Genomic DNA, 19995 nt, shown 5'->3' with positions numbered 1-19995 from the left:
GTCCGCGACGGGACCTGCGCGGCGCCGGAATGGCCGACGGGACGCGGGGGCATGCCCCGCATCCCGTCAGGTGCTGCAGCACTCACACGTTGCGTGCGGTCACAGCTTGTAGCGGAAGCCCAGCAGGTACTGGCGGCCGTATTCGGTGTACTCCTCGGGGAAGAACAGATCCGGGTGCGTACCCGAACTCACTTCCGTGCGGAATGGTTCGTTGTTGACATTGTTCACCTGGAACAGGATCGACAGGCCCGACAGACGGCTCGACTCCGGGAAGTCGTAACCCAGCTGCAGGTCGATGGTCCGCTCGTTCAACGTGTAGCGATACGTGCGCTGATTGAAGATCGATCCGTACTCGCCGCGGTAAGGGTCGCGGAAACGCTGACTTACGCGCGCGGAGAAGCCATGCTTTTCGTAGTACACCGTGGCATTGGCGACGATCTTCGACAGACCCGGGAATGTGTCGGTACCCGAGCCGATGCCCGGACCGTCGGGATCGATCGACGACTCCGTGTAAGAGGCATTGAACAGCAGACCGAAGCCATCGAGCGCATCGTGGATCAACTCGCCGCCCAGCGCGGTGGAGAACTCGTAGCCGCGCATGTAGCCGCCGGTACCGTTGGCCGGCGTGGAGAACACGCCGATGTCGGACGCCGGCGGCTGATCGCCCTCGTAGTCGTAGCCGGAGAAATCCCACGGGATCTGACGCGTGTAGATGTAGGAGTCCATGTCCTTGTAGAACGCCGCCAGGGCGACATAGCTCGCTTCGCCGAAGTACTTCTCGATCGAAAGATCGTAGGCATTGGCACGGTAGGGCTCGAGGGCCGGATTACCGCCGCTGCCACGCCATTCGGAGGGGCCACCCTGCGAGGTCTGTACATAGACGCTGGCACGCGCACCCATGTCGTTGATGCGCGCGCGCATCATCTCGCGGGCCGCACCGAAGCGCAGGTTCCATCCGTTGCCGAAATCCGCGACCAGATTGAGGCTGGGCAGAATGTCGCCATACGATGCGCCTGCGCTACCAGCCACGAGCTCCTGGCCGTTCTGGTTCCGTTGGATGACCACGCCTTCGGAAGTCTGCTCGGTACGGATGTACTGCACGCCGGCATTACCGCGCAGGCGGACCGTATCGGTAAGGTCCATGTCCAGGTTGGCCTTGAAGTAGAACGTCTTCACGTCCTCTTCCGTGATAGCGTCCTTCTGCAGGTCGTCGTTGGACTCGCTGATGTACACGTTGTAATAGCGGGACAACAGCGCTCGCGGGTCGTAGGTGATGACATGGCCCATGCCGGCGAACCCGAGATCCGTGGGCGAGGACAGCAGGGAGGGATCGATCAATGTCGGCGTGCGGCCCGGCAGGTCGGCGAAGTAGACTTCCGCGCTCTTCTCCTTGGTCCGCTTGCTGTAATGGACCCCGGCGTCCCAACTGCGGAGGAAGTCGGACGATTCGATTACGTGGTTGACGGCCACCCTGAACGCCTTCATCTCGTCCTTCTGGTGGCTGTCCTCCAGGCGGCCGTCATGACCCCAGTTCTGGGGGTCCCGCAGGTATACCGCGGAGGGATCGGCCATGTCTGGCAGGGCGTAGTAGCCAAAGCCGGGCGACAGGCGCACGCGGAAGTCCGCGGATACGCCACCCAGACGGCCTGCATAGGTCTCGAGTTTCGAGTCCTCGACCTTGGCGCGCGAGTAACTGAGGTCGGTGGACAGCGTCCACGTGTCGTTGAGCTTGAACTCGTTGTTCCAGCCCGCAGAAAACAACCGCGATTCGCGCGTGTTGTTGTCATTGCGCAGGGCCGGCTGGATGCCGTTCAGGGTGCCGCCGGTGACCACCGGGGTTCCGTGATACGGAGTCGTGGTCACGTCGCTGTAGCTGACGGCGCCGCCGTTGAACCAAGGGTCGTTGCTCCACATTGCACCACGCATCCACTCTTCCTGATCGAAGCGCGACGCGTACACGTCCAGCACGCTATGCCAGCGGTCGTTTGGCTTGAACTCGAGTACTGCCATGACGCCATCGCGCGTGGTGTCTCGCGACTTCACCCATGCTTCTGCGCCTTGCAGGGCGATCGCATCGGCAGGCTTGCCGGGCTGCGGCGCCCCCCACATATTGGTGTTCGCCCACCACCAAGACTTGTAGTGCTTCTCCTGAAACGGCGCATCCATTCGCGCAACGCCGATCGCGAAACCCACGGTGTCATCGGCGAACTGGTCCACGTACGAGGCGGATAGGCGGTAGCCCTTGTTGTCGCCGCCATCGGTCAGCTGGTCGAACGAGTTCAGTTCGCCCTGTCCGGTGACCACGATGCGCTGCTCACCGAATGACAAGGGGCGGATCGACTGCAGATCCACCGTGCCAGAAATGCCCTGGCCGATCAAAGAAGCATCCGGCGTCTTGTAGACGGTAACGCCATTGATCAGCTCGGCCGGATACTGGTCGAGTTCGACGCCACGGTTGTCGCCGGTCGTGACCTGCTCGCGACCGTTGAGCAGCGTACCCGCAAACTGCTCGGACATACCGCGAATGTGGATGACCTGGCCACGACCGTCGAGGCGCTGCATGGTCAGGCCGGGCAGACGTGAGATGGAATCGGCAATGCTGATGTCGGGAAGCTTGCCGATATCTTCAGAGGAGATCGCTTCCACGATCGACGTGGATTCGTTCTTGGTCTCGACCGCGGTCGCGATGGCGGCGCGGATGCCGGTGACGCGGACGGTGTCCAGCGTCTCGACGCTCTGCTCGGCGGGTGCGGCCTGCGTCGATTGCTGGGCCTGCGCGGCCAGCGGGAACGCGAGCGCCAGGCAGCACGCCATGGCCAGTTGTTGTTTGCGCAGGGCATGACGACGCGCGCGCGGGCTCATGCCCGCAGCGGGTTTGGTGTGGTGCATATGGTCCCTCTCCGACCGTGGTTGACAGCGCTGTCATATCGAAGCTCCAATGCACTGTCAACAAATTCGTAACATCCGTGTACCGCCGGAGCGCACAGGATTGAATTTGCTTGATGCGCGCCATCTCACAGAGAAGCCGTCGCTGCACTGCAACAAACGCTTTGCGCGGATTCCGGAGGGGTTCGCCGCGCAGTCACGACCTCCACAGCACCCTGGATTCCCGCATGACCCGAGCTTTCTCCGTCCGCTTTCATCCCCTGCTCGCCAGCCTCGTCCTGGCGGCATGGGCAGGTGCGCCGCAGGCCGCCGAGCCGCCCGCTCCCGCCGACGTGTCGGTATGGATCACCACCGCCGACCACGCCCGCGCGCTGGCGCCTTCCGCCCCGGCGCGGTTTGCCGAACGGGCCTCCGCGCGGCCGCATATCGTGGTCGACGACACGCAACGCTTCCAGGAGATCGTCGGCTTCGGCGCGTCGCTGACCGATTCGTCCGCCTGGCTGATCCAGCACAAGCTGGATGCGCGCCAGCGCGATGCCCTGCTGGAAGAGCTGTTCGGCCGCGAAGGCAACGGCCTGGGCTTGAGCTTTTCGCGCTTGACCATCGGCGCGTCCGACTTCTCGCGCCATCACTACAGCCTCAACGACACGCCGGACGGCAAGCCGGATCCCGAACTGAAGCACTTCAGCATCGACGAGAACCGCGGCGACGTGATCCCGGTGGCGCGCGCCATGCTGGCCATCAACCCGCAGTTGAAGATCATGGCCTCGCCGTGGAGCGCACCGGGCTGGATGAAGGACAGCAACAGCCTGATCCAGGGACGCCTGCTGCCGCAGTACTACGATGCCTTCTCGCGCTATCTGCTGAAGTACGTGGACGCCTACGCCGCCGAGGGTGTACCGATCTTCGCGCTGACCGTGCAGAACGAGCCGGACTACGAGCCGAAGGACTACCCCGGCATGCGCCTCAACGCACCGGCGCGTGCGCGGCTGATCGGCGACCATCTGGGCCCGATGATCGCCCGGCGCGGCAACGGCCCCCTGATCTTCGACTGGGACCACAACTGGGACAAGCCGGAAGAACCGATGGGCGTGCTGTCCGACCCGGTCGCCCGCGCCTACGTGGGTGCCGTGGCCTGGCACTGCTACGGCGGCGACGTGGCGGCGCAGTCGCCTGTGCACGATGCCTTTCCCGACAAGGACGCCTACATGACCGAGTGCTCCGGCGGCGACTGGGAGCCGGTGCGCAGTGGCGGGCTGCCGTTGCAGGCGAAGAACATCATCATCCGCAGCATGCGCCACTGGGCGCGCGGCGCCCTGTTCTGGAACCTGGCGCTGGACGAGAACAACGGCCCCTATGCCGGCGGGTGCCACACCTGCCGTGGGGTGGTGACCATCGACTCGCGTACGGGAGACATCACCCGCACGGACGAGTACTACGCGCTCGCGCACGCCAGCCGCTTCGTCCGCCCCGGCGCCCACCGGATCGCCTCGAGCGGACCGAGCGACGACTTGGACAACGTCGCCTTCCGCAACGCCGACGACGGCTCACTGGTGCTGCTGGTGACCAACTCCGCCGGCGAAGCCCGCCGTTTCAGCGTGGCGCACGGCAAGCGCCGGTTCACCTACACACTGCCGGCACGCAGCGTGGCGACCTTTGTGTGGCGGCCTGACGCAGCGCAACAGGACTGAGCCAGCGCTTGCGGCCCGGGGTGTTCTCCGGGCCGCCATACGCCGTAGTATCCTGCCGCTTTCCCCCTGGAGCAGCGGCATGATGCGGCGTACTTCCCTGCTGATACTGATGGCGACCTCGACCCTGCTGGCCGGCTGCGGCAGCGGCATGGTCCGGCGCGTTTCGGACCCGGCCGTGAGCGTGCAGCAGCTGACGGTGAAAGCGGACGGCCAGTGGGTGGTCGAACTGCGCCTGCAGAACTACAGCAGCATCCCGATGCGCTTCGACGCCGTGCGGGTGGACGTGCAGGTGGGCGACCAGGCCGCCGGCACGCTCCAGGCCACGCCCGGCCTGTCGGTCGGGCCGGAATCGGCCGACGTCGTGACGGTGCCGTTCGCGCCGGCCAGCGGCGCGCGCATCGTGGTGGCCGACGCGCTGGCCGGGCGGCGCGCCCTGCCCTACACCCTGACCGGCAGCGCCGACGCGACGCCGGAAGACGCCAAGGTCCGCAGCTTCGACATCGACACCCGCAACACCCTCAATCCCGTTCCCGGCCTGGACGGCGTGCTGCGCTGAGCCCTCCCCACCCGACCGACTTCCCGAGACCCTGCATGAGCGCGTCCTACAAAGCTCCCCTCTCCGACCTCCGCTTCGCCCTGTACGACGTGCTGGGCGTCGAGCCGCTGTTCCAGCGGCTAGGCTATCCCGATGCCACCCGCGACATCCTCGATGCGGTCCTGGAGGAAGCCGCGCGCTTCTCCGAAACCGTGCTCGCCCCGCTCAACAGCGTCGGCGACGAGATCGGCAGCACGCTGGACAAGGCCACCGGCGAAGTGACGACGCCGCCAGGCTTCAAGGCCGCGTACGCGCAGTTCGTCGAGGGCGGCTGGACGGGCCTGACCGCCTCGCCGGACTTCGGGGGCCAGGGCCTGCCGCACACCATGGGGGTGCCGCTCAACGAGATGGTCAACGCCAGCAACCTGGCGTGGGGCAACTTCCCGCTGCTGTCGCACGGCGCGGTGGAGGCACTCAAGCACCACGGCGAGGCGTGGCAGCAGGACGTCTTCCTGAGGCCGCTGGTCGAGGGCCGCTGGACCGGCACGATGTGCCTGACCGAACCGCATTGCGGCACCGATCTGGGCCTGCTGAAGACCAAGGCCGAACCCAATGCCGACGGCAGCTACGCCATTACCGGCACCAAGATCTTCATCACCGCCGGCGAGCACGACCTGACCGACAACATCGTGCACCTGGTCCTGGCCAAGCTGCCGGATGCGCCGCCCGGCGCGAAGGGCATCTCCCTGTTCGTCACCCCGAAGTTCAAGGTGGCGCGCGACGGTACGGTCGGCGAACGCAATGCGCTGGCCTGCGGCTCGATCGAGCACAAGATGGGCATCAAGGCCTCGGTCACCTGCGTGATGAACTTCGACGGCGCGCAGGGCTATCTGGTGGGCCAGCCCCACAAGGGGCTGCAGGCGATGTTCACCATGATGAACACCGCCCGCCTGGGTGTGGGCCTGCAGGGCATCGGCCTGAGCGAGCGCGCTTACCAGAATGCGCTGCGTTACGCGCGCGAGCGCCTGCAGACGCGTTCGCTGAGCGGTCCGAAGTTTCCCGACAAGCCGGCCGACCCGATCATCGTCCATCCCGACGTGCGCCGCATGCTGCTGACGATGAAGTCGCTGATCGAAGGCAGCCGCCTGCTCGCCCTGCATGCCGGCAGCCTGATCGACGTGGCCAACCATGCCGAAGATCCGGCCGAGCGCGAGCGCGCCGACACACTGGTCAGCTTCCTCACCCCGATCTCGAAGGCCTGCCAGACCGAATGGGGCATCGAGAACACCTATCACGCACTGCAGTGCTTCGGCGGCCACGGCTACATCCATGAGCACGGCATGGAACAGCTGGCACGCGACGCGCGCATCACCACCCTGTACGAAGGCACCACCGGCATCCAGGCGCTGGACCTGATGGGCCGCAAGACGGCGGCCACGCAGGCGGCAGGCCTGAAGCTGTTCCTCGCCGAGGTGCATGCGTTCGCCCAGCAGCACAAGGACGACGCCACCCTGCGCGAATTCATCGATCCGCTGCAGCAGAAGGCCGCCGAATGGGCCGCGCTGACGAAGAAGGTGCTGGAGCGCGCGGCGTCGAACCCAGAGGAAATCGGCGCCGCCAGCACCGACTACCTGTTCTATTCCGGCTACGTGGTGCTGGCCTACTGGTGGGCGCGCAGCGTGGCCGCGGCGCAGGCGTCGGCGCATGGGGACGCGTTCAAGCAGGCCAAGCGCGAGACCGCGCGGTTCTACTTCGCACGCATCCTGCCGCGTACCCTGGCGCACGCGGCCGCCATCGAATCCGGCGCAGACACCCTGATGGCGATGGACGACGCGCACTTCGGGGATTGACCCGGCCTGCCGGAAGCGCGCGGCCTGCGCGCTTCCGGCGAAATCCCTCGGGCGCTATACACATTTCGTCAACATTTGGGTATAACCTGCTTCTCCATGGAAGCAGACAGAGCTCAGCTTCACCTGGTCCAGACCGGTTCTCCGCAAACACCGGTCCCGCCCCCGTCGTCTCCCCGCCCGCACCCCGCCGCCCTGCGCCTGCTGTCGCTGGATGCCCATGGCCGCGTGCTCGACTGGATCAACTGGCAGGACGCGACCTGCCTGTACGCGCGCGGTGCCGTGGCGTGGACGCTCGGCGACCCCTGCCTGCACGTGCATGGAGGCGTCAGCCGCCTGACCGGGGAGCAGAGCCTGATCGAGCTGCATCCCATCGTGGCGTCGCGCGGTCATGCCCGTGCGCATGCGCTGTCGCCGACGCCCACGCTGACCAATACGGCCCTGTTCGCCCGCGACGCGCACCTGTGCCTGTACTGCGGCCACGAGTTCTCCCGTCCCCACCTCACCCGCGACCACGTCCTGCCGCTGTCCAAGGGCGGCAAGGACGTATGGGAGAACGTGGTGACGGCCTGCTTCCACTGCAATTCGCGCAAGAGCAACCGCACGCCCCAGCAAGCCCACATGCCGCTGCTGGCCGTGCCGTACCGGCCCAGCTGGATCGAGCACCTGATCCTGTCCAACCGCAACATCCTGGCGGACCAGATGGCATTCCTGAAGGCGCAGCTGCCGAAGAAGTCCAAGCTTTCCGCCTGATCCGTTGCCAGGATGCCCTGCTCTCGCTTGCGCGAGGGCGTTCCTGAAGGTGCAGCTGCCGAAGAAGTCGAAACTTTCGGCCTGATCCGCCGCCGGCGTCGGACATCCGGCCGTACGGCCACCTGAACATCCTGTCGACGCCTACCCGGCGCACGTTGTGGGCGTTTTTCCGCCCACTTCACCCCTTTGCTTGCCCCGCTTCACACAAGAGGGGGAAAATAGCGGGCCAGACCAATACCAGCCCGATGATCGACGCCGCCCGCTATCCCCGCCTGTCCCGGATCCAGATCCCGGCCGACCTGCGCCAGTTCGACGAGTCCGAACTGCCCGCCATCGCCGAGGAGCTGCGCGGCTACCTGATCGAGTCGGTGGGCCGCAGCGGTGGCCACTTCGGCGCCGGACTGGGCGTCATCGAGCTGACCGTGGCGCTGCACTACCTGTACGAGACGCCGCACGACCGGCTCGTGTGGGATGTCGGCCACCAGTGCTATCCGCACAAGATCCTTACCGGCCGCCGCGACACGATCCATACGGTCAAGCAGAAGGACGGCGTGGCGCCGTTCCCCAAGCGCGAGGAAAGCGAGTACGACACCTTCGGCGTGGGGCATTCCTCCACCTCGATCTCCGCCGCGCTGGGCATGGCCATCGCGCTGGCGCAGCACGGCGACGACCGCAAGGTGGTGGCGGTGATCGGCGATGGCGCGATGACGGCCGGCATGGCGTTCGAAGCGCTCAACCATGCCGGCGGCATGGAGCCCGAACCCAACCTGCTGGTGATCCTCAACGACAACCAGATGTCGATCTCCGAGAACGTCGGCGGTCTGACCAAGATGCTGGGCCGGCTGAGCAGCAGCCGCACGCTCAACGCGCTGCGCGAGGGCGGCAAGAAGCTGCTCGGCGACAAGAAGAAGCCGCCGGCCCGCTTCATGCGCCGCTGGGAAGAGCACTGGAAGGGCATGTTCGTGCCGTCCACCCTGTTCGAACAGATGGGCTTCCACTACACGGGACCGATCGATGGCCACGATGTCGACGCGCTCGTGGGCGCACTGAAGACGCTGAAGACCCTCAAGGGTCCGCAGCTGCTCCACATCCTGACCACCAAGGGCAAGGGCTACGAACTGGCCGAGGGCGACCAGATCGGCTACCACGCGGTGGGCCCGTTCGATCCCGAGAAGGGGCTGGTCAGCAAGGGCGGCGCGAAGAAGCCGACCTACACCGACATCTTCAGCGACTGGCTGTGCGACATGGCGGCCGCCGAACCGAAGCTGCTGGGCATCACGCCGGCGATGCGCGAAGGTTCGGGCCTGGTGCGTTTCAGCAGGGAATATCCCGAGCGCTACTTCGACGTCGCCATCGCCGAGCAGCATGCGGTGACTCTGGCGGCGGGCATGGCCTGTGAAGGAAGCAAGCCGGTGGTCGCGATCTACTCGACGTTCCTTCAGCGCGGTTACGACCAACTGGTGCACGACGTGGCTATCCAGCAGTTGGACGTGCTGTTCGCGATCGACCGCGGCGGCGTGGTCGGTCCCGACGGCGCCACGCACGCCGGCAACCTGGACCTGAGCTACCTGCGCTGCGTGCCGCACATGGTGGTGATGGCCCCGGCCGACGAGAACGAGTGCCGGCAGATGCTGAGCACCGGTTATCACTTCAACGGACCGGCCGCGGTGCGCTATCCGCGCGGCACGGGCCCCGGCGTGGCGATCGAACCCGGCCTGGACACGCTGCCGATCGGCAAGGCGGACCTGCGCGTGCGTGGCACGCGCGTGGCGCTGCTGGCTTTCGGCTCGACCGTCGCCGCCGCCGAACAGGTGGGGCGCGAACTGGGCTTGACCGTGGTGAACATGCGGTTCGTGAAACCGCTGGACCGCGACCTGCTGCTGGACCTGGCGAGGAACCACCAGGGCTTCGTCACCATCGAGGACAACGTGGTGATGGGCGGCGCGGGCTCGGGCGTGGCCGAACTGCTCAACGCCGAAGGCATCACCCTGCCCGTGCTGCACCTGGGCCTGCCGGATGAATTCCAGCACCATGCCAGCCGCGAGGACCTGCTGGCCGAAGCCGGCATCGATGTGGCCGGCATTCGCGGCAGTGTGCTCAAGCGCTGGCCACCGCTGGCCGTGGTCCCGAAGACTGCGGCGGGCTGAGTCCCGCGGCGGCGCCGGATCACTCCGGCGCTTCCACCTCGTATCCCTTGGCCTGCAGCGCCGCGAGATAACCGCCGGGCTTGACCAGCTGCCATACCGGCACGGTGGCGAAGGTAATCCGGTTCTTCTGCAGCGCGCCCTCGGCGACCTCCATCCAGCGCGCCTGCATGCGCGCTTCCACGTCGGAAATGCCGCGCTTGCGCGCCGTCTCAGTGTTGAACCAGGCCAGCTCGCAGGCCTGCTGCCAGTCCTGCCGCGCTCCGGATCGCAACGCCGGCCAGTCCCCGACCGCCCAGGCATTGGCACGCGCCGCTACGTGCGGCAGATCGCCCTCGATGACATCGAGCGTCTTGCTGAAACAGGCGAGATCCTCGGGCTTGAGGGTTTCCTTGCGGAAATCCGCCAGCGCCGCACGCGGATCGTCAAATTTGATGTTCAGCACCGTCGGCGTGCGCTTCATCTTGCGCCGCTTCAACACGGCATCGATCACGGGATTGATGACGCCGCCCTCGCGCAGGCCCGAGTCCGACAAGGCTTCGGAGTAAAGCTGGAACGCCGCAATCAGCGGACGCTTCTTCTCGATGCTTCCGTCACGTCCCATGTAACGCTGCTTCAGTACGGCCCAGCGGGCGTACAACTCGGGCGGCAGGACGTCCTGCAGCTTCTGTCCGTCCGGATTCTTGGAGGCCTTCATCGCGGAAGGCAGCAACGTGAGTCCACGGAAGAAGCCGATATCGGCACCGACGCTGATGCCGGGCGAGGCCAGCACCTCGTCCGCGAGCTGCAGCACCTGGTTGACCTCATCGGAGCGCCAGGTGATGTTCTTCGGCAGCGGCGACTGCGTACCCAGCACGTAAAGCAGATGGTCGCCCTGGCGCACCTTCCACAGGCCGGGCCCCGGCTGTACGCCGGCGACGACCACGGCCTCCATGTCGATCACGTCGGTCCCGGCCACCGGCGGCACGGGTTCGCTCTCTGGAACTTCCTGTGCACGTGCGGGGGCACACGCGACCAGCAACGACAGCCACAACATGCCGTAGAACGACAGACGCATCGCGGCGACTCCAAGCGGAAGGATCGCGGAAGTTTGCCTTTGGGGAAGACGGACGGCGCGCAGCGTCTGGCGGCCGAGGGGGTTTCCGTTCAGGCGACCTTGCCGCCCGCATCGCGCAACGTGCGCGCGACCTCACTGCCGCTCTGCATCAGCTCGAAGCCCTGCCAGCTGAAGCCAGGGGACACTGAACAATCCACCAGCGTGTAGTCGCCGAGGGAACGCGCGCTTTGCCAGATGCCCGCGGGCACCACCTGGTTCGATTGGCCTCCGCGGGCGGAAGTATCCAGTTGTACGCGGGTCAGCGTGCGCTGCTCGGGATCGAACATGGACAGCTCCAGCGGGCTGCCTTCGTGCCAGTCCCAGACCTCGGTGGCATCCACCCGGTGCCAGCGCGTCGTCACGCCGGCCGGCAACAGGAACTTGATGGCCGTCAGCGTCGGCCGCTCGATCCCATTCACCTCGGTGCGCTTGGCCGATTCGTACACCCGGCGGAAGTGGCCACCCTCGGGATGCGGCGCCAGTTGCAGGGTGCGGATCAGGTCTTCGGCTCTTGGATGCATGGGCGTTCCTGTCTGCACGGTGGATGGCCTGCCGTCGCCGGGTGCGTGCGACGGACACAAAAAAGCCCACGCGTGAGCGCAGGCTTCATGTCGAACCGCGATTGGTCGGGACGGCCGGATTTGAACCGACGACCCTCTGCCCCCCAGGCAGATGCGCTACCAGGCTGCGCTACGCCCCGAATCTCGCGGATCGGCCCGCCTTGCGACGGGCCGCGCATTATAGCCGGAATTCGCCGGCGACTCCCAGCAGGAGCGCCGTCATGCGTCACCGACGCAACAACTGCAGGATTTCTTCCAGCTCCATGCGCACCTGGCGCACGATCTGGTGGCTCAGCGCGGCTTCCTGCTTGGCGCCCTCGCCTTCCAGACGCAGGCGTGCGCCGCCGATGGTATAGCCCTGTTCGTACAGCAGGCTGCGGATCTGGCGCACCATCAGCACGTCATGGCGCTGGTAGTACCGGCGGTTGCCGCGGCGCTTGGCCGGCTCCAGGCTGGGGAACTCCGTTTCCCAGTAGCGCAGCACGTGCGGCTTGACGTCGCACAGCTCGCTGACCTCACCGATGGTGAAGTAGCGCTTGGCCGGGATCGGCGGAAGCTCGCGGTTACTGCCCGGATCCAGCATACGTTTCCACCCGCTCCTTGAGTTTCTGGCCCGGTCGGAAGGTCACCACCGTCCGCGCCGAGATCGGGATTTCCTCGCCGGTCTTCGGATTGCGGCCCGGGCGCTGGTTCTTGCGCCTCAGGTCGAAGTTGCCGAAGCCCGACAGCTTCACCTGGCGGCCCTGTTCCAGGGCCTCGCGCAGGACGTCGAAGTAGGCGTCGACGAATTCCTTCGCCTCGCGCTTGTTCAGGCCGACCTCGTCGAACAGACGTTCGGCCATCTCCGCCTTCGTCAATGCCATGGACTACTGCTTCCCCATTGCGGCCGTCGCCGGCCACGCCACTGTCGTCATACCGATCATCCGCGCACCTTCGCGCCATGCGCGTCGCCGATGGCCGCCACGACCTGCGCCACGACCTGCGCCACGTCGGCGTCCGTGAGAGTGCGTGAGTTGTCCTGCAAAATCAAGCCCATAGCGAGACTCTTTTGACCTGATTCGACCCCCTGCCCAACGTACCGGTCGAACAACTGGACGTCCCGCAGCAGCGGGCCCGCGGCGGTACGCACGGTGGCCGCGATCTCCGCCCAGGGCACCGCATCGGCGACGACGAACGCCAGATCCCGGCGGACGGACGGATAGCGCGACAGGTCGCCGGCCCGCGGCAGCGCGCGGGTGCTCAGGGGCGCCAGGTCCACTTCGAACGCGACCACGTCCGCATCCAGGTCCAGCGCCCGCTGCAGGCGCGGGTGCAGCTGGCCGATCCAGCCCACCTTCTGGTTGTCGCGGTAGACATCGGCCGAGCGGCCCGGGTGACCGTGGGGGGCTGAGGAAGGCCGGTACTCCAGGGTCGCCCCGGACAGCGCGGCGACGCTTTCCAGGTCGCCCTTCAGGTCGTGGAAATCCACCTTGCGGGCCGGCTGGCCCCATTGTTCGGCCGCGGCCTCACCCACGACCGCGGCAGCAAGGCGGAGGGTTTCGCGCGGCGCGGCACCGGCCTCGGCCTGGAACACGTTGCCGATCTCGAACAGGCGCACGCGGCCGGCCTGGCGCGCGACGTTGCGCTGCAGGGCGGCCACCACGCCGGGCAGCAGCGCCGTGCGCATGACGGCCAATTCGGCGCTCAGCGGGTTGGCCAGCGGAACGGCCCCTTCGGCCATCTGCCAGAGCGTCAGCCACTGTGCATCGACGAACGCGAAGTTCACCGTTTCAAGACAGTCGCGCGCGGCCAGCTGGCGACGCACCACCCCGGCCTCCACACGCGTCTCGCTGGGCGAGGCGATGCGCGTCGCGCCACCGGGCAGCGTGGTGGGTACGCGGTCGTAGCCGTGGATGCGGGCCAGTTCCTCGATCAGGTCTTCTTCGATGGCGATGTCGAAGCGGCGCGTCGGCGCCACCACGCTCCAGCCATCGGCGACGGCCGCCGCCTGCAGGCCCAGCGCGCGCAGGATGCGCTCGATCTCTGCGTCCGCGATGTCCACGCCCAGCACGCGAGCGACGCGCGCGCGACGCAGCAGGATCGCAGTCGGCGCCGGCAGATGCTCGGCGTGCTCGACCACCATCGTCGGACCCGGCGTGCCGCCGGCCACCTCGAGGATCAGGCGGGTCGCGTACTCCACGGCCACGCGCGGGAGTTCGGGATCGACGCCGCGTTCGAAGCGGTGGCCGGCATCGGTGTGCAGGCCCAGCTTGCGGCTGCGGCCGATGATGGCCGACGGGATCCAGTGCGCGGCTTCCAGGAAGACGTTCGTCGTCGCATCGATCACGCGGGTGTCGAGGCCGCCCATGATGCCGCCCAGCGCGACGGCGCGTGAGGCGCGGCCATCGCGGCTGTCGGACACCACCAGGAAATCGTCGTCCAGCGTCACGGTACGGCCGTCCAGCAGCGTGGCCTGCTCCTCCGCCCGTGCGGGGCGCACGACGACCGGCCCCGTCAGCGTGTCGCGATCGAAGGCATGCATGGGCTGGCCGAGTTCGAGCATCACGTATTGGGTGACGTCCACCAGGAAGCTGATCGGACGCACGCCGCTGCGGCGCAGGCGCTCGGCCATCCAGATGGGCGTGGCCGCCTGCGCGTTGACGCCCTCGATGACACGGCCGGCGAAGCGCGGCACCTTCGCACCGGCTTCCAGCGAAATCTCCATCGTGACCGGGCTCTGTGCCGGCACCGGCGCGGCGTCCAGCGGCTTCACCTCGCTGCCCAGCGATGCCGCAACGTCATAGGCGATGCCGCGCACGCTGAAGCAGTCGGCGCGGTTGGGCGTCAGCTTGATCTCGATGCTGGCGTCGGGCAGGCCGAGATAGTCGGCAACCGGCGTACCGACGGGTGCGCCGGAGGGCAGCTCGAGCAGCCCGGACGCATCGGCATCGATGCCCAGTTCCTTGGCCGAGCACAGCATGCCGTTCGACTCCACTCCCCGCAGTTTGGCCGCCTTGATGGCGATGCCGCCGACGTTGGCGCCCACCATCGCCAGCGGCGCCAGCAGGCCGGGGCGTGCGTTCGGCGCGCCGCAGACGATCTGCAGCAGGCCGCTTTGCCCCGCATCCACCTGGCAGACCTGCAGGCGGTCGGCTTCCGGATGCTTCGCGCATTCGACGATGCGCGCGACCACGACGTTCGCCAGCCCGTCGCCCAGCGCGGCGACTTCTTCGACTTCTAGGCCTATCGCGGTCAGCGTGGCCGCCAGCTCATCGCGGGTGGCCTGGGTGGGCACGTGGCTGCGCAGCCAGTTTTCGCTGAATTTCATTCTGAAATTCCGTAATTCGTGATTCGTGATTGGGGATTCGTCAACAGCGTTCGCCTATCGGGTTCCGGGCAGTCTCGGTGCCGCTTTTGCGAATCACCAATCACCAATCCCGAATCCCGTTCCTCAAGCAAACTGCTTCAGGAACCGCACATCGTTCTCGAAGAACGCACGCAGATCGTTGACGCCGTATCGCAGCATCGCGAAGCGTTCTACGCCCAGGCCGAACGCGAAGCCGGTGTAGCGCTCCGGATCGATGCCGCAGTTGCGCAGTACGTTCGGATGCACCATGCCGCAGCCCAGCACTTCCAGCCAGCGCGTGCTGCCGTCCGGTTGCTGCCAGGCGATGTCGACTTCTGCGCCCGGCTCGACGAACGGGAAGTAGCTGGGACGGAAGCGCATCTCGAAATCGCGCTCGAAGAACGCGCGCACGAATTCCGCCAGCGTGCCCTTGAGGTCGGCGAAGGTGGAGTGTTCGTCGACCAGCAGGCCTTCGACCTGGTGGAACATCGGCGAATGCGTCTGGTCGCTGTCGCTGCGGTAGACCTTGCCCGCCGCGATCATCCGCAGCGGCGGCTGGTGGGCGTCCATGTAACGCACCTGCACGCCGGAGGTATGCGTGCGCAGCAGGCGGCCATCGCCGAAGTAGAACGTGTCGTGCATGGCGCGCGCCGGGTGATGCGGCGGGAAGTTCAGCGCTTCGAAGTTGTGCCAGTCGTCCTCGATCTCCGGGCCGTCGGCCAGCTCGTAGCCCAGTCGGCCGAAAATGTCGGCGATGCGCTCCAGCGTGCGGCTGATCGGATGCAGCCCGCCGCGCGTGCCGTTCCTGCCGGGCAGCGTTACGTCGATGGCTTCGCCGGCCAGGCGCGCGTCGAGCGCGGCGTCTTCCAGCACGGATTTGCGGACCGACAACGCCTCGCCGATCGCGTCGCGCGCGCGATTGATCGCTTCGCCGGCGGCCTTGCGCTGGTCGGCGGGCAGTGCCCCCAGCTGCTTCAGCTGCGTGGTGATGCTGCCGTTCTTGCCCAGCAGGGCGACGCGCAGCTGCTCCACCACCTCGGGCGATTGCGCTGCGGCGATGTCGGCCAGGGCCTGGGTGGACAGGGACTCGATTTCGCTCATTTTTGACCGGACCTCGTGTCGTCATCCCGGCGAATGCCGGGATCCATTTTGCCGTTGCACCTGCTTCACGGACTTGGCGCGCGCGAAGATCAAGATGGATTCCGGCTTTCGCCGGAATGACGGCGACCCACAAAAACAATGGGGAAGGACTCGCGCCCTTCCCCACGTGTTCCCGGCGATGGACTGCCGGAGTGCTTTACGGTGGAGACGCGGCTTACGCCGCGAGTGCGCCCTTCGCCTTTTCAGCCAGGGCCGCAAAACCGGCCGCGTCGTGCACGGCGATATCGGCCAGCACCTTGCGGTCCAGGGTGATGCCGGCCTTCAGCAGGCCGTTCATGAAGCGGCTGTAGCTCAGGCCGTTGATGCGGGCGGCCGCATTGATGCGGGTGATCCACAGCGAACGGAAGTTGCGCTTCTTCTGCTTGCGGCCGATGTAGGCGTACTGCTGCGCCTTGATGACCGCCTGCTTGGCGACGCGGAACACCTTGCGACGGGCGTTGTAGTAGCCCTTGGCCAGGTTGAGGACCTTCTTGTGACGGCGACGCGCCATCACGCCACGCTTAACTCGTGCCATGTCTCAGTCCTCAGAGGTAGGGAAGCATGCGGTTCAAACGGCCGCTGTCCTCGGCGCGGACGATGTTCGTCGCACGCAGGCCGCGCTTACGCTTGGTCGCTTTCTTGGTGAGGATGTGGCTACGGTTGGCGTGGCCAGCCTTGAACTTGCCGGAGGCGGTCTTGCGGAAACGCTTGGCCGCCGCCCGGTGGGTCTTGATCTTGGGCATTGCTATGTCCTTGACGGGTTTATGTCACTGATGCGGGCGCCGCCCTTTCGATGCCTTGCGGGGTTGCCGCGAAGACCTAAAGGCCAGTCTTTCCATCCATGCCCATATCGGCTTGTAAGTCGTTGATTCCATGAAGGAACCGCCGACGGGTCCATCGGCTGCGAGCAGCCTCCCGGCGTACCGGGCCGCGTATTATGCCGGCTACCGTTTTTTCTTGCAAATCCGGCTACTTAGCGGGGAAGCGGAAAAGCGAAAGGCGCCTTGCGGCGCCTCCACCTCACCCATTGCCCTCTCCCCGCATGCGGGGCGAAGGGAACCGTCGGCGCCAGCGGCCAAGCCGCTGACATCACTTCTTCTTGGGGGCGATCATCATGACCATCTGCCGGCCTTCCAGGCGCGGGCGGGATTCGATGACGATCTCGTCGCCCAGTTCGGCCTCGATGCGTGCCGCCATCTCGCGACCCAGCTCCTGGTGGCTCATCTCGCGACCGCGGAAGCGGATGTTCACCTTGACCTTGTCGCCCTCCTGCAGGAAGCGACGGATGTTGCGCATCTTGATCTGGTAGTCGCCCTCGTCGGTGACCGGACGGAACTTCAGTTCCTTGATCTCGACCTGCTTGGTCTTCTTCTTGGCCTCGTTGGCCTTCTTCTGCATCTCGAACTTGAACTTGCCGAAGTCCATGATCTTGCAGACGGGCGGCTCGGCATTGGGCTGGATCTCGACCAGGTCCAGTCCCTCATCCTCGGCCATGGCCAAGGCTTCGTCGCGCGAGAGCACGCCGATCATTTCGCCATCCGAACCGATCACGCGCACTCGCGGCACGCGGATTTCGTGGTTCTTGCGGTTTTGCTTGTTGTCAGGGGTGCTGATGTTGCAGTCTCCAGGGAGGGGCGTGCCGGTCCGCGACGGACCGGAACCTAGTGCGCGGCGTGCTCGTTCCGCAAACGTTCGGCGAAGGCGGCAACGGACATGGTGCCCAGATCCTCCCCGGAACGCGTGCGTACGGCGAGGGCGCCATTTTCCTTCTCGCGGTCTCCGACCACCAGCAGGTACGGCACCCGCTGCAGCGTGTGCTCGCGAATCTTATAGCCGATCTTCTCGTTCCGCAAATCGGCCGCCACCCGGAAGCCTTGATTTGCAAGGGTTTTCCGGACTTCGGCCACGTAATCGGCCTGGGCGTCGGTGATATTCATCACCACGGCCTGCTGGGGAGCCAGCCAGGACGGGAATGCACCAGCATGGTGCTCGATCAGGATGCCGATGAAGCGCTCCATGGAGCCCACGATGGCCCGGTGCAGCATGACCGGGTGCCGGCGCTGGCTGTGCTCGTCCACGTACTCGGCGCCCAAGCGGCCCGGCATCATGAAGTCGACCTGCATGGTGCCCAGCTGCCAGGTCCGGCCGATGGCGTCCTTGAGGTGGTACTCGATCTTCGGGCCATAGAAGGCGCCCTCGCCCGGCAGCTCCTGCCATTCCACCCCACAGCTGCGCAGGGCGGCGCGGAGGGCGGCCTCGGCCTTGTCCCAGGTGGCGTCGTCGCCCAGGCGCGAGTCGGGGCGCAGGGCGATCTTGATCTGGATGTCCTCGAAGCCGAAGTCCGAGTACACCTTCAGGGCCTGCTGGTGGAACGCCGTGACCTCGGCCTCGATCTGGTCCTCGGTGCAGAAGATGTGGCCGTCGTCCTGGGTGAAACCACGCACGCGCAGGATGCCGTGCAGCGCGCCCGAAGGCTCGTTGCGATGGCAGGCACCGAACTCGCCGTAGCGGATCGGCAGGTCGCGGTAGCTGTGCAGGCCCTGGTTGAACACCTGCACATGGCCCGGGCAGTTCATCGGCTTGACCGCATAGGTGCGGTTCTCCGACTCGCTGAAGAACATGTTTTCCTTGTAGTTGTCCCAGTGGCCGGACTTCTTCCACAGGGCAACGTCGAGGATCTGCGGGCAACGCACTTCCTGGTACCCGCTGTCGCGGTAGACCTTGCGCATGTACTGCTCGACCACCTGCCAGATGGCCCAGCCCTTGGGGTGCCAGAACACCAGGCCCGGGGCCTCTTCCTGCAGGTGGAACAGCTCCTGCTGCTTGCCGATCTTGCGATGGTCGCGCTTCTCGGCTTCCTCGATGCGCTGGATGTAGGCCTCCAGCTGCTTCTTGTCGGCCCAGGCCGTGCCGTAGATGCGCTGCAGCTGCTCGTTCTTGGCATCCCCGCGCCAGTAGGCGCCGGAAATGCGGGTCAGCTTGAAGGCCTTCAGGAAGCGCGTGTTCGGCACGTGCGGGCCGCGGCACATGTCCACGTATTCCTGGTGGTAGTACAGGCCCATGGCCGTGACGTCGGGGCCCATGTCCTCGATCAGGCGCAGCTTGTACTCCTCGCCACGGGCCTTGAAGACCTCGACCACCTCGGCGCGCGGGGTCATCTTCTTGATGACGTCGTAGTCCTGCGCGATCAGTTCGTGCATGCGCTGCTCGACCGCCGCCAGGTCTTCCGGCGTGAACGGGCGCTCGCTGTAGATATCGTAGTAGAAGCCTTCAGCGATGACCGGACCGATGACCATCTTCACGTCCGGGTACAGCTGCTTGACCGCATGGCCGACCAGGTGGGCGCAGGAGTGGCGGATGATCTCCACGCCTTCCTCGTCCTTCGGCGTGATGATCCGCAGCGAAGCGTCATGGTCGATGACGTCGCTGGCATCGACCAGCACGCCATCGACGGCGCCGGCCACGGTGGCCTTGGCCAGGCCCGCACCGATGGACTGCGCCACCTGCATGACGGAGACGGGATTCTCGAACTCGCGGCGGCTGCCGTCGGGGAGCGTGATGGTGATCATGTGGATGCCGGGATTCGGAAATGGGGATTCGGGAATGGGGATTCGGGAATGGGGAAGGCGGATCCGGACCGGATTCGTCTTGCGAATCCCCAATCCCGAATCCCTCTTCCCGTGGCCGCGATGCGGCCAATAAAAAAGCGCCACGAGGGCGCCTACGGGATGCAGTGCCTCGGGCAGTACCAGGTTCAGGCGGTGGTAGTGCTCATGTCGCACGCTCGGCCGGCGTTTCCGCGGGCCACCTCGTGAATGCGGTGGCGCATCGGGCTGGCCCCAGAAGTCCGGAATCCACGCCGTGGAAGCGTGGTGGGCGGTACAGGGTTCGAACCTGTGACCCCTACCATGTCAAGGTAGTGCTCTACCGCTGAGCTAACCGCCCGGTCTGCCCTTTGCAGGGGCGCGAATTCTATCCCGGATACGGGGTCGCCGACAACCGGGGGCGCTGCTCGATG

16 protein-coding genes and 2 tRNA genes are annotated in these 19995 nt (G+C 66.2%); 5 read left to right on the top strand and 13 right to left on the bottom strand.

The annotated features are described in order from the left end of the window. Positions 1–99: 99 nt before the first annotated feature. The gene (locus tag V8246_RS09855; RefSeq protein ID WP_336188940.1) at positions 100–2889 is read right to left on the bottom strand and encodes a TonB-dependent receptor; all 2790 of its coding nucleotides are present in this window, start codon (positions 2887–2889) and stop codon (positions 100–102) included. A gap of 224 nt (positions 2890–3113) precedes the next feature. On the opposite strand from V8246_RS09855, the gene V8246_RS09850 reads away from it, so the two are divergent. From V8246_RS09850 to dxs, 5 genes are all read left to right on the top strand, one after another. Beyond that, a complete protein-coding gene (locus V8246_RS09850) occupies positions 3114–4577 on the top strand; it encodes a glycoside hydrolase family 30 beta sandwich domain-containing protein (RefSeq protein ID WP_336188939.1) in 1464 nt (487 codons plus the stop codon). Between the two features lie 82 nt (positions 4578–4659). After that, positions 4660–5133 carry an LEA type 2 family protein gene (locus tag V8246_RS09845; protein ID WP_336189088.1) on the top strand — a complete coding sequence of 158 codons (474 nt, stop codon included), beginning with the start codon at positions 4660–4662 and terminating at the stop codon, positions 5131–5133. 35 nt (positions 5134–5168) lie between these two features. After that, complete coding sequence (locus tag V8246_RS09840) at positions 5169–6962, top strand: acyl-CoA dehydrogenase C-terminal domain-containing protein (protein WP_336188938.1); 1794 nt, start codon at positions 5169–5171, stop codon at positions 6960–6962. Between the two features lie 96 nt (positions 6963–7058). Continuing rightward, complete coding sequence (locus V8246_RS09835) at positions 7059–7712, top strand: HNH endonuclease (RefSeq protein ID WP_185896764.1); 654 nt, start codon at positions 7059–7061, stop codon at positions 7710–7712. Between the two features lie 245 nt (positions 7713–7957). Beyond that, complete coding sequence (gene dxs, locus V8246_RS09830) at positions 7958–9859, top strand: 1-deoxy-D-xylulose-5-phosphate synthase (RefSeq protein WP_336188937.1); 1902 nt, start codon at positions 7958–7960, stop codon at positions 9857–9859. Positions 9860–9878: 19 nt separating this feature from the next. On the opposite strand, the gene V8246_RS09825 is transcribed toward dxs, so the two are convergent. The 12 genes from V8246_RS09825 to V8246_RS09770 all read right to left on the bottom strand — a co-directional run bounded on the left by V8246_RS09825 (position 9879) and on the right by V8246_RS09770 (position 19922). Then, positions 9879–10913: a TraB/GumN family protein gene (locus V8246_RS09825; RefSeq protein WP_336188936.1), complete on the bottom strand. Its 1035-nt coding sequence runs from the start codon at positions 10911–10913 to the stop codon at positions 9879–9881. 89 nt (positions 10914–11002) lie between these two features. Then, positions 11003–11473 carry a cupin domain-containing protein gene (locus V8246_RS09820; RefSeq protein WP_336188935.1) on the bottom strand — a complete coding sequence of 157 codons (471 nt, stop codon included), beginning with the start codon at positions 11471–11473 and terminating at the stop codon, positions 11003–11005. Positions 11474–11575: 102 nt separating this feature from the next. Then, positions 11576–11652 (bottom strand) — tRNA-Pro (locus tag V8246_RS09815). Positions 11653–11738: 86 nt separating this feature from the next. Beyond that, the gene (locus V8246_RS09810; RefSeq protein WP_056878218.1) at positions 11739–12095 is read right to left on the bottom strand and encodes a MerR family transcriptional regulator; all 357 of its coding nucleotides are present in this window, start codon (positions 12093–12095) and stop codon (positions 11739–11741) included. Then, positions 12076–12375, bottom strand: coding sequence for an integration host factor subunit alpha (locus tag V8246_RS09805; protein ID WP_055936063.1), 300 nt, complete (start codon positions 12373–12375; stop codon positions 12076–12078). Before V8246_RS09805 ends, V8246_RS09810 begins: the two co-directional genes overlap by 20 nt. Before the next feature lie 56 nt (positions 12376–12431). After that, positions 12432–14819 carry a phenylalanine--tRNA ligase subunit beta gene (pheT, locus tag V8246_RS09800; RefSeq protein ID WP_336188934.1) on the bottom strand — a complete coding sequence of 796 codons (2388 nt, stop codon included), beginning with the start codon at positions 14817–14819 and terminating at the stop codon, positions 12432–12434. Positions 14820–14942: 123 nt separating this feature from the next. Continuing rightward, complete coding sequence (pheS, locus tag V8246_RS09795) at positions 14943–15938, bottom strand: phenylalanine--tRNA ligase subunit alpha (protein ID WP_336188933.1); 996 nt, start codon at positions 15936–15938, stop codon at positions 14943–14945. 214 nt (positions 15939–16152) lie between these two features. Beyond that, positions 16153–16512, bottom strand: a complete 360-nt coding sequence (gene rplT / locus V8246_RS09790) for a 50S ribosomal protein L20 (protein WP_093300456.1) — start codon at positions 16510–16512, stop codon at positions 16153–16155. A 10-nt stretch (positions 16513–16522) separates the two neighbouring features. Further along, positions 16523–16720 carry a 50S ribosomal protein L35 gene (gene rpmI, locus V8246_RS09785; RefSeq protein ID WP_162110557.1) on the bottom strand — a complete coding sequence of 66 codons (198 nt, stop codon included), beginning with the start codon at positions 16718–16720 and terminating at the stop codon, positions 16523–16525. A gap of 346 nt (positions 16721–17066) precedes the next feature. Further along, entirely contained in the window at positions 17067–17591 is a 525-nt protein-coding gene (gene infC, locus V8246_RS09780; protein ID WP_336189087.1) for a translation initiation factor IF-3, read from the bottom strand. A gap of 47 nt (positions 17592–17638) precedes the next feature. Then, positions 17639–19546, bottom strand: a complete 1908-nt coding sequence (gene thrS / locus V8246_RS09775; protein WP_336188932.1) for a threonine--tRNA ligase — start codon at positions 19544–19546, stop codon at positions 17639–17641. Positions 19547–19847: 301 nt separating this feature from the next. Then, positions 19848–19922: transfer RNA gene (locus tag V8246_RS09770), tRNA-Val, on the bottom strand. Positions 19923–19995 lie beyond the last annotated feature (73 nt).

This window comes from Pseudoxanthomonas sp. F11, from assembly GCF_037046485.1.
In the GTDB taxonomy this organism is placed as follows: domain Bacteria; phylum Pseudomonadota; class Gammaproteobacteria; order Xanthomonadales; family Xanthomonadaceae; genus Pseudoxanthomonas_A.
The sequence above is the reverse complement of the archived record's forward strand: the minus strand, read 5'-3'. Positions and strand labels throughout refer to the sequence as shown.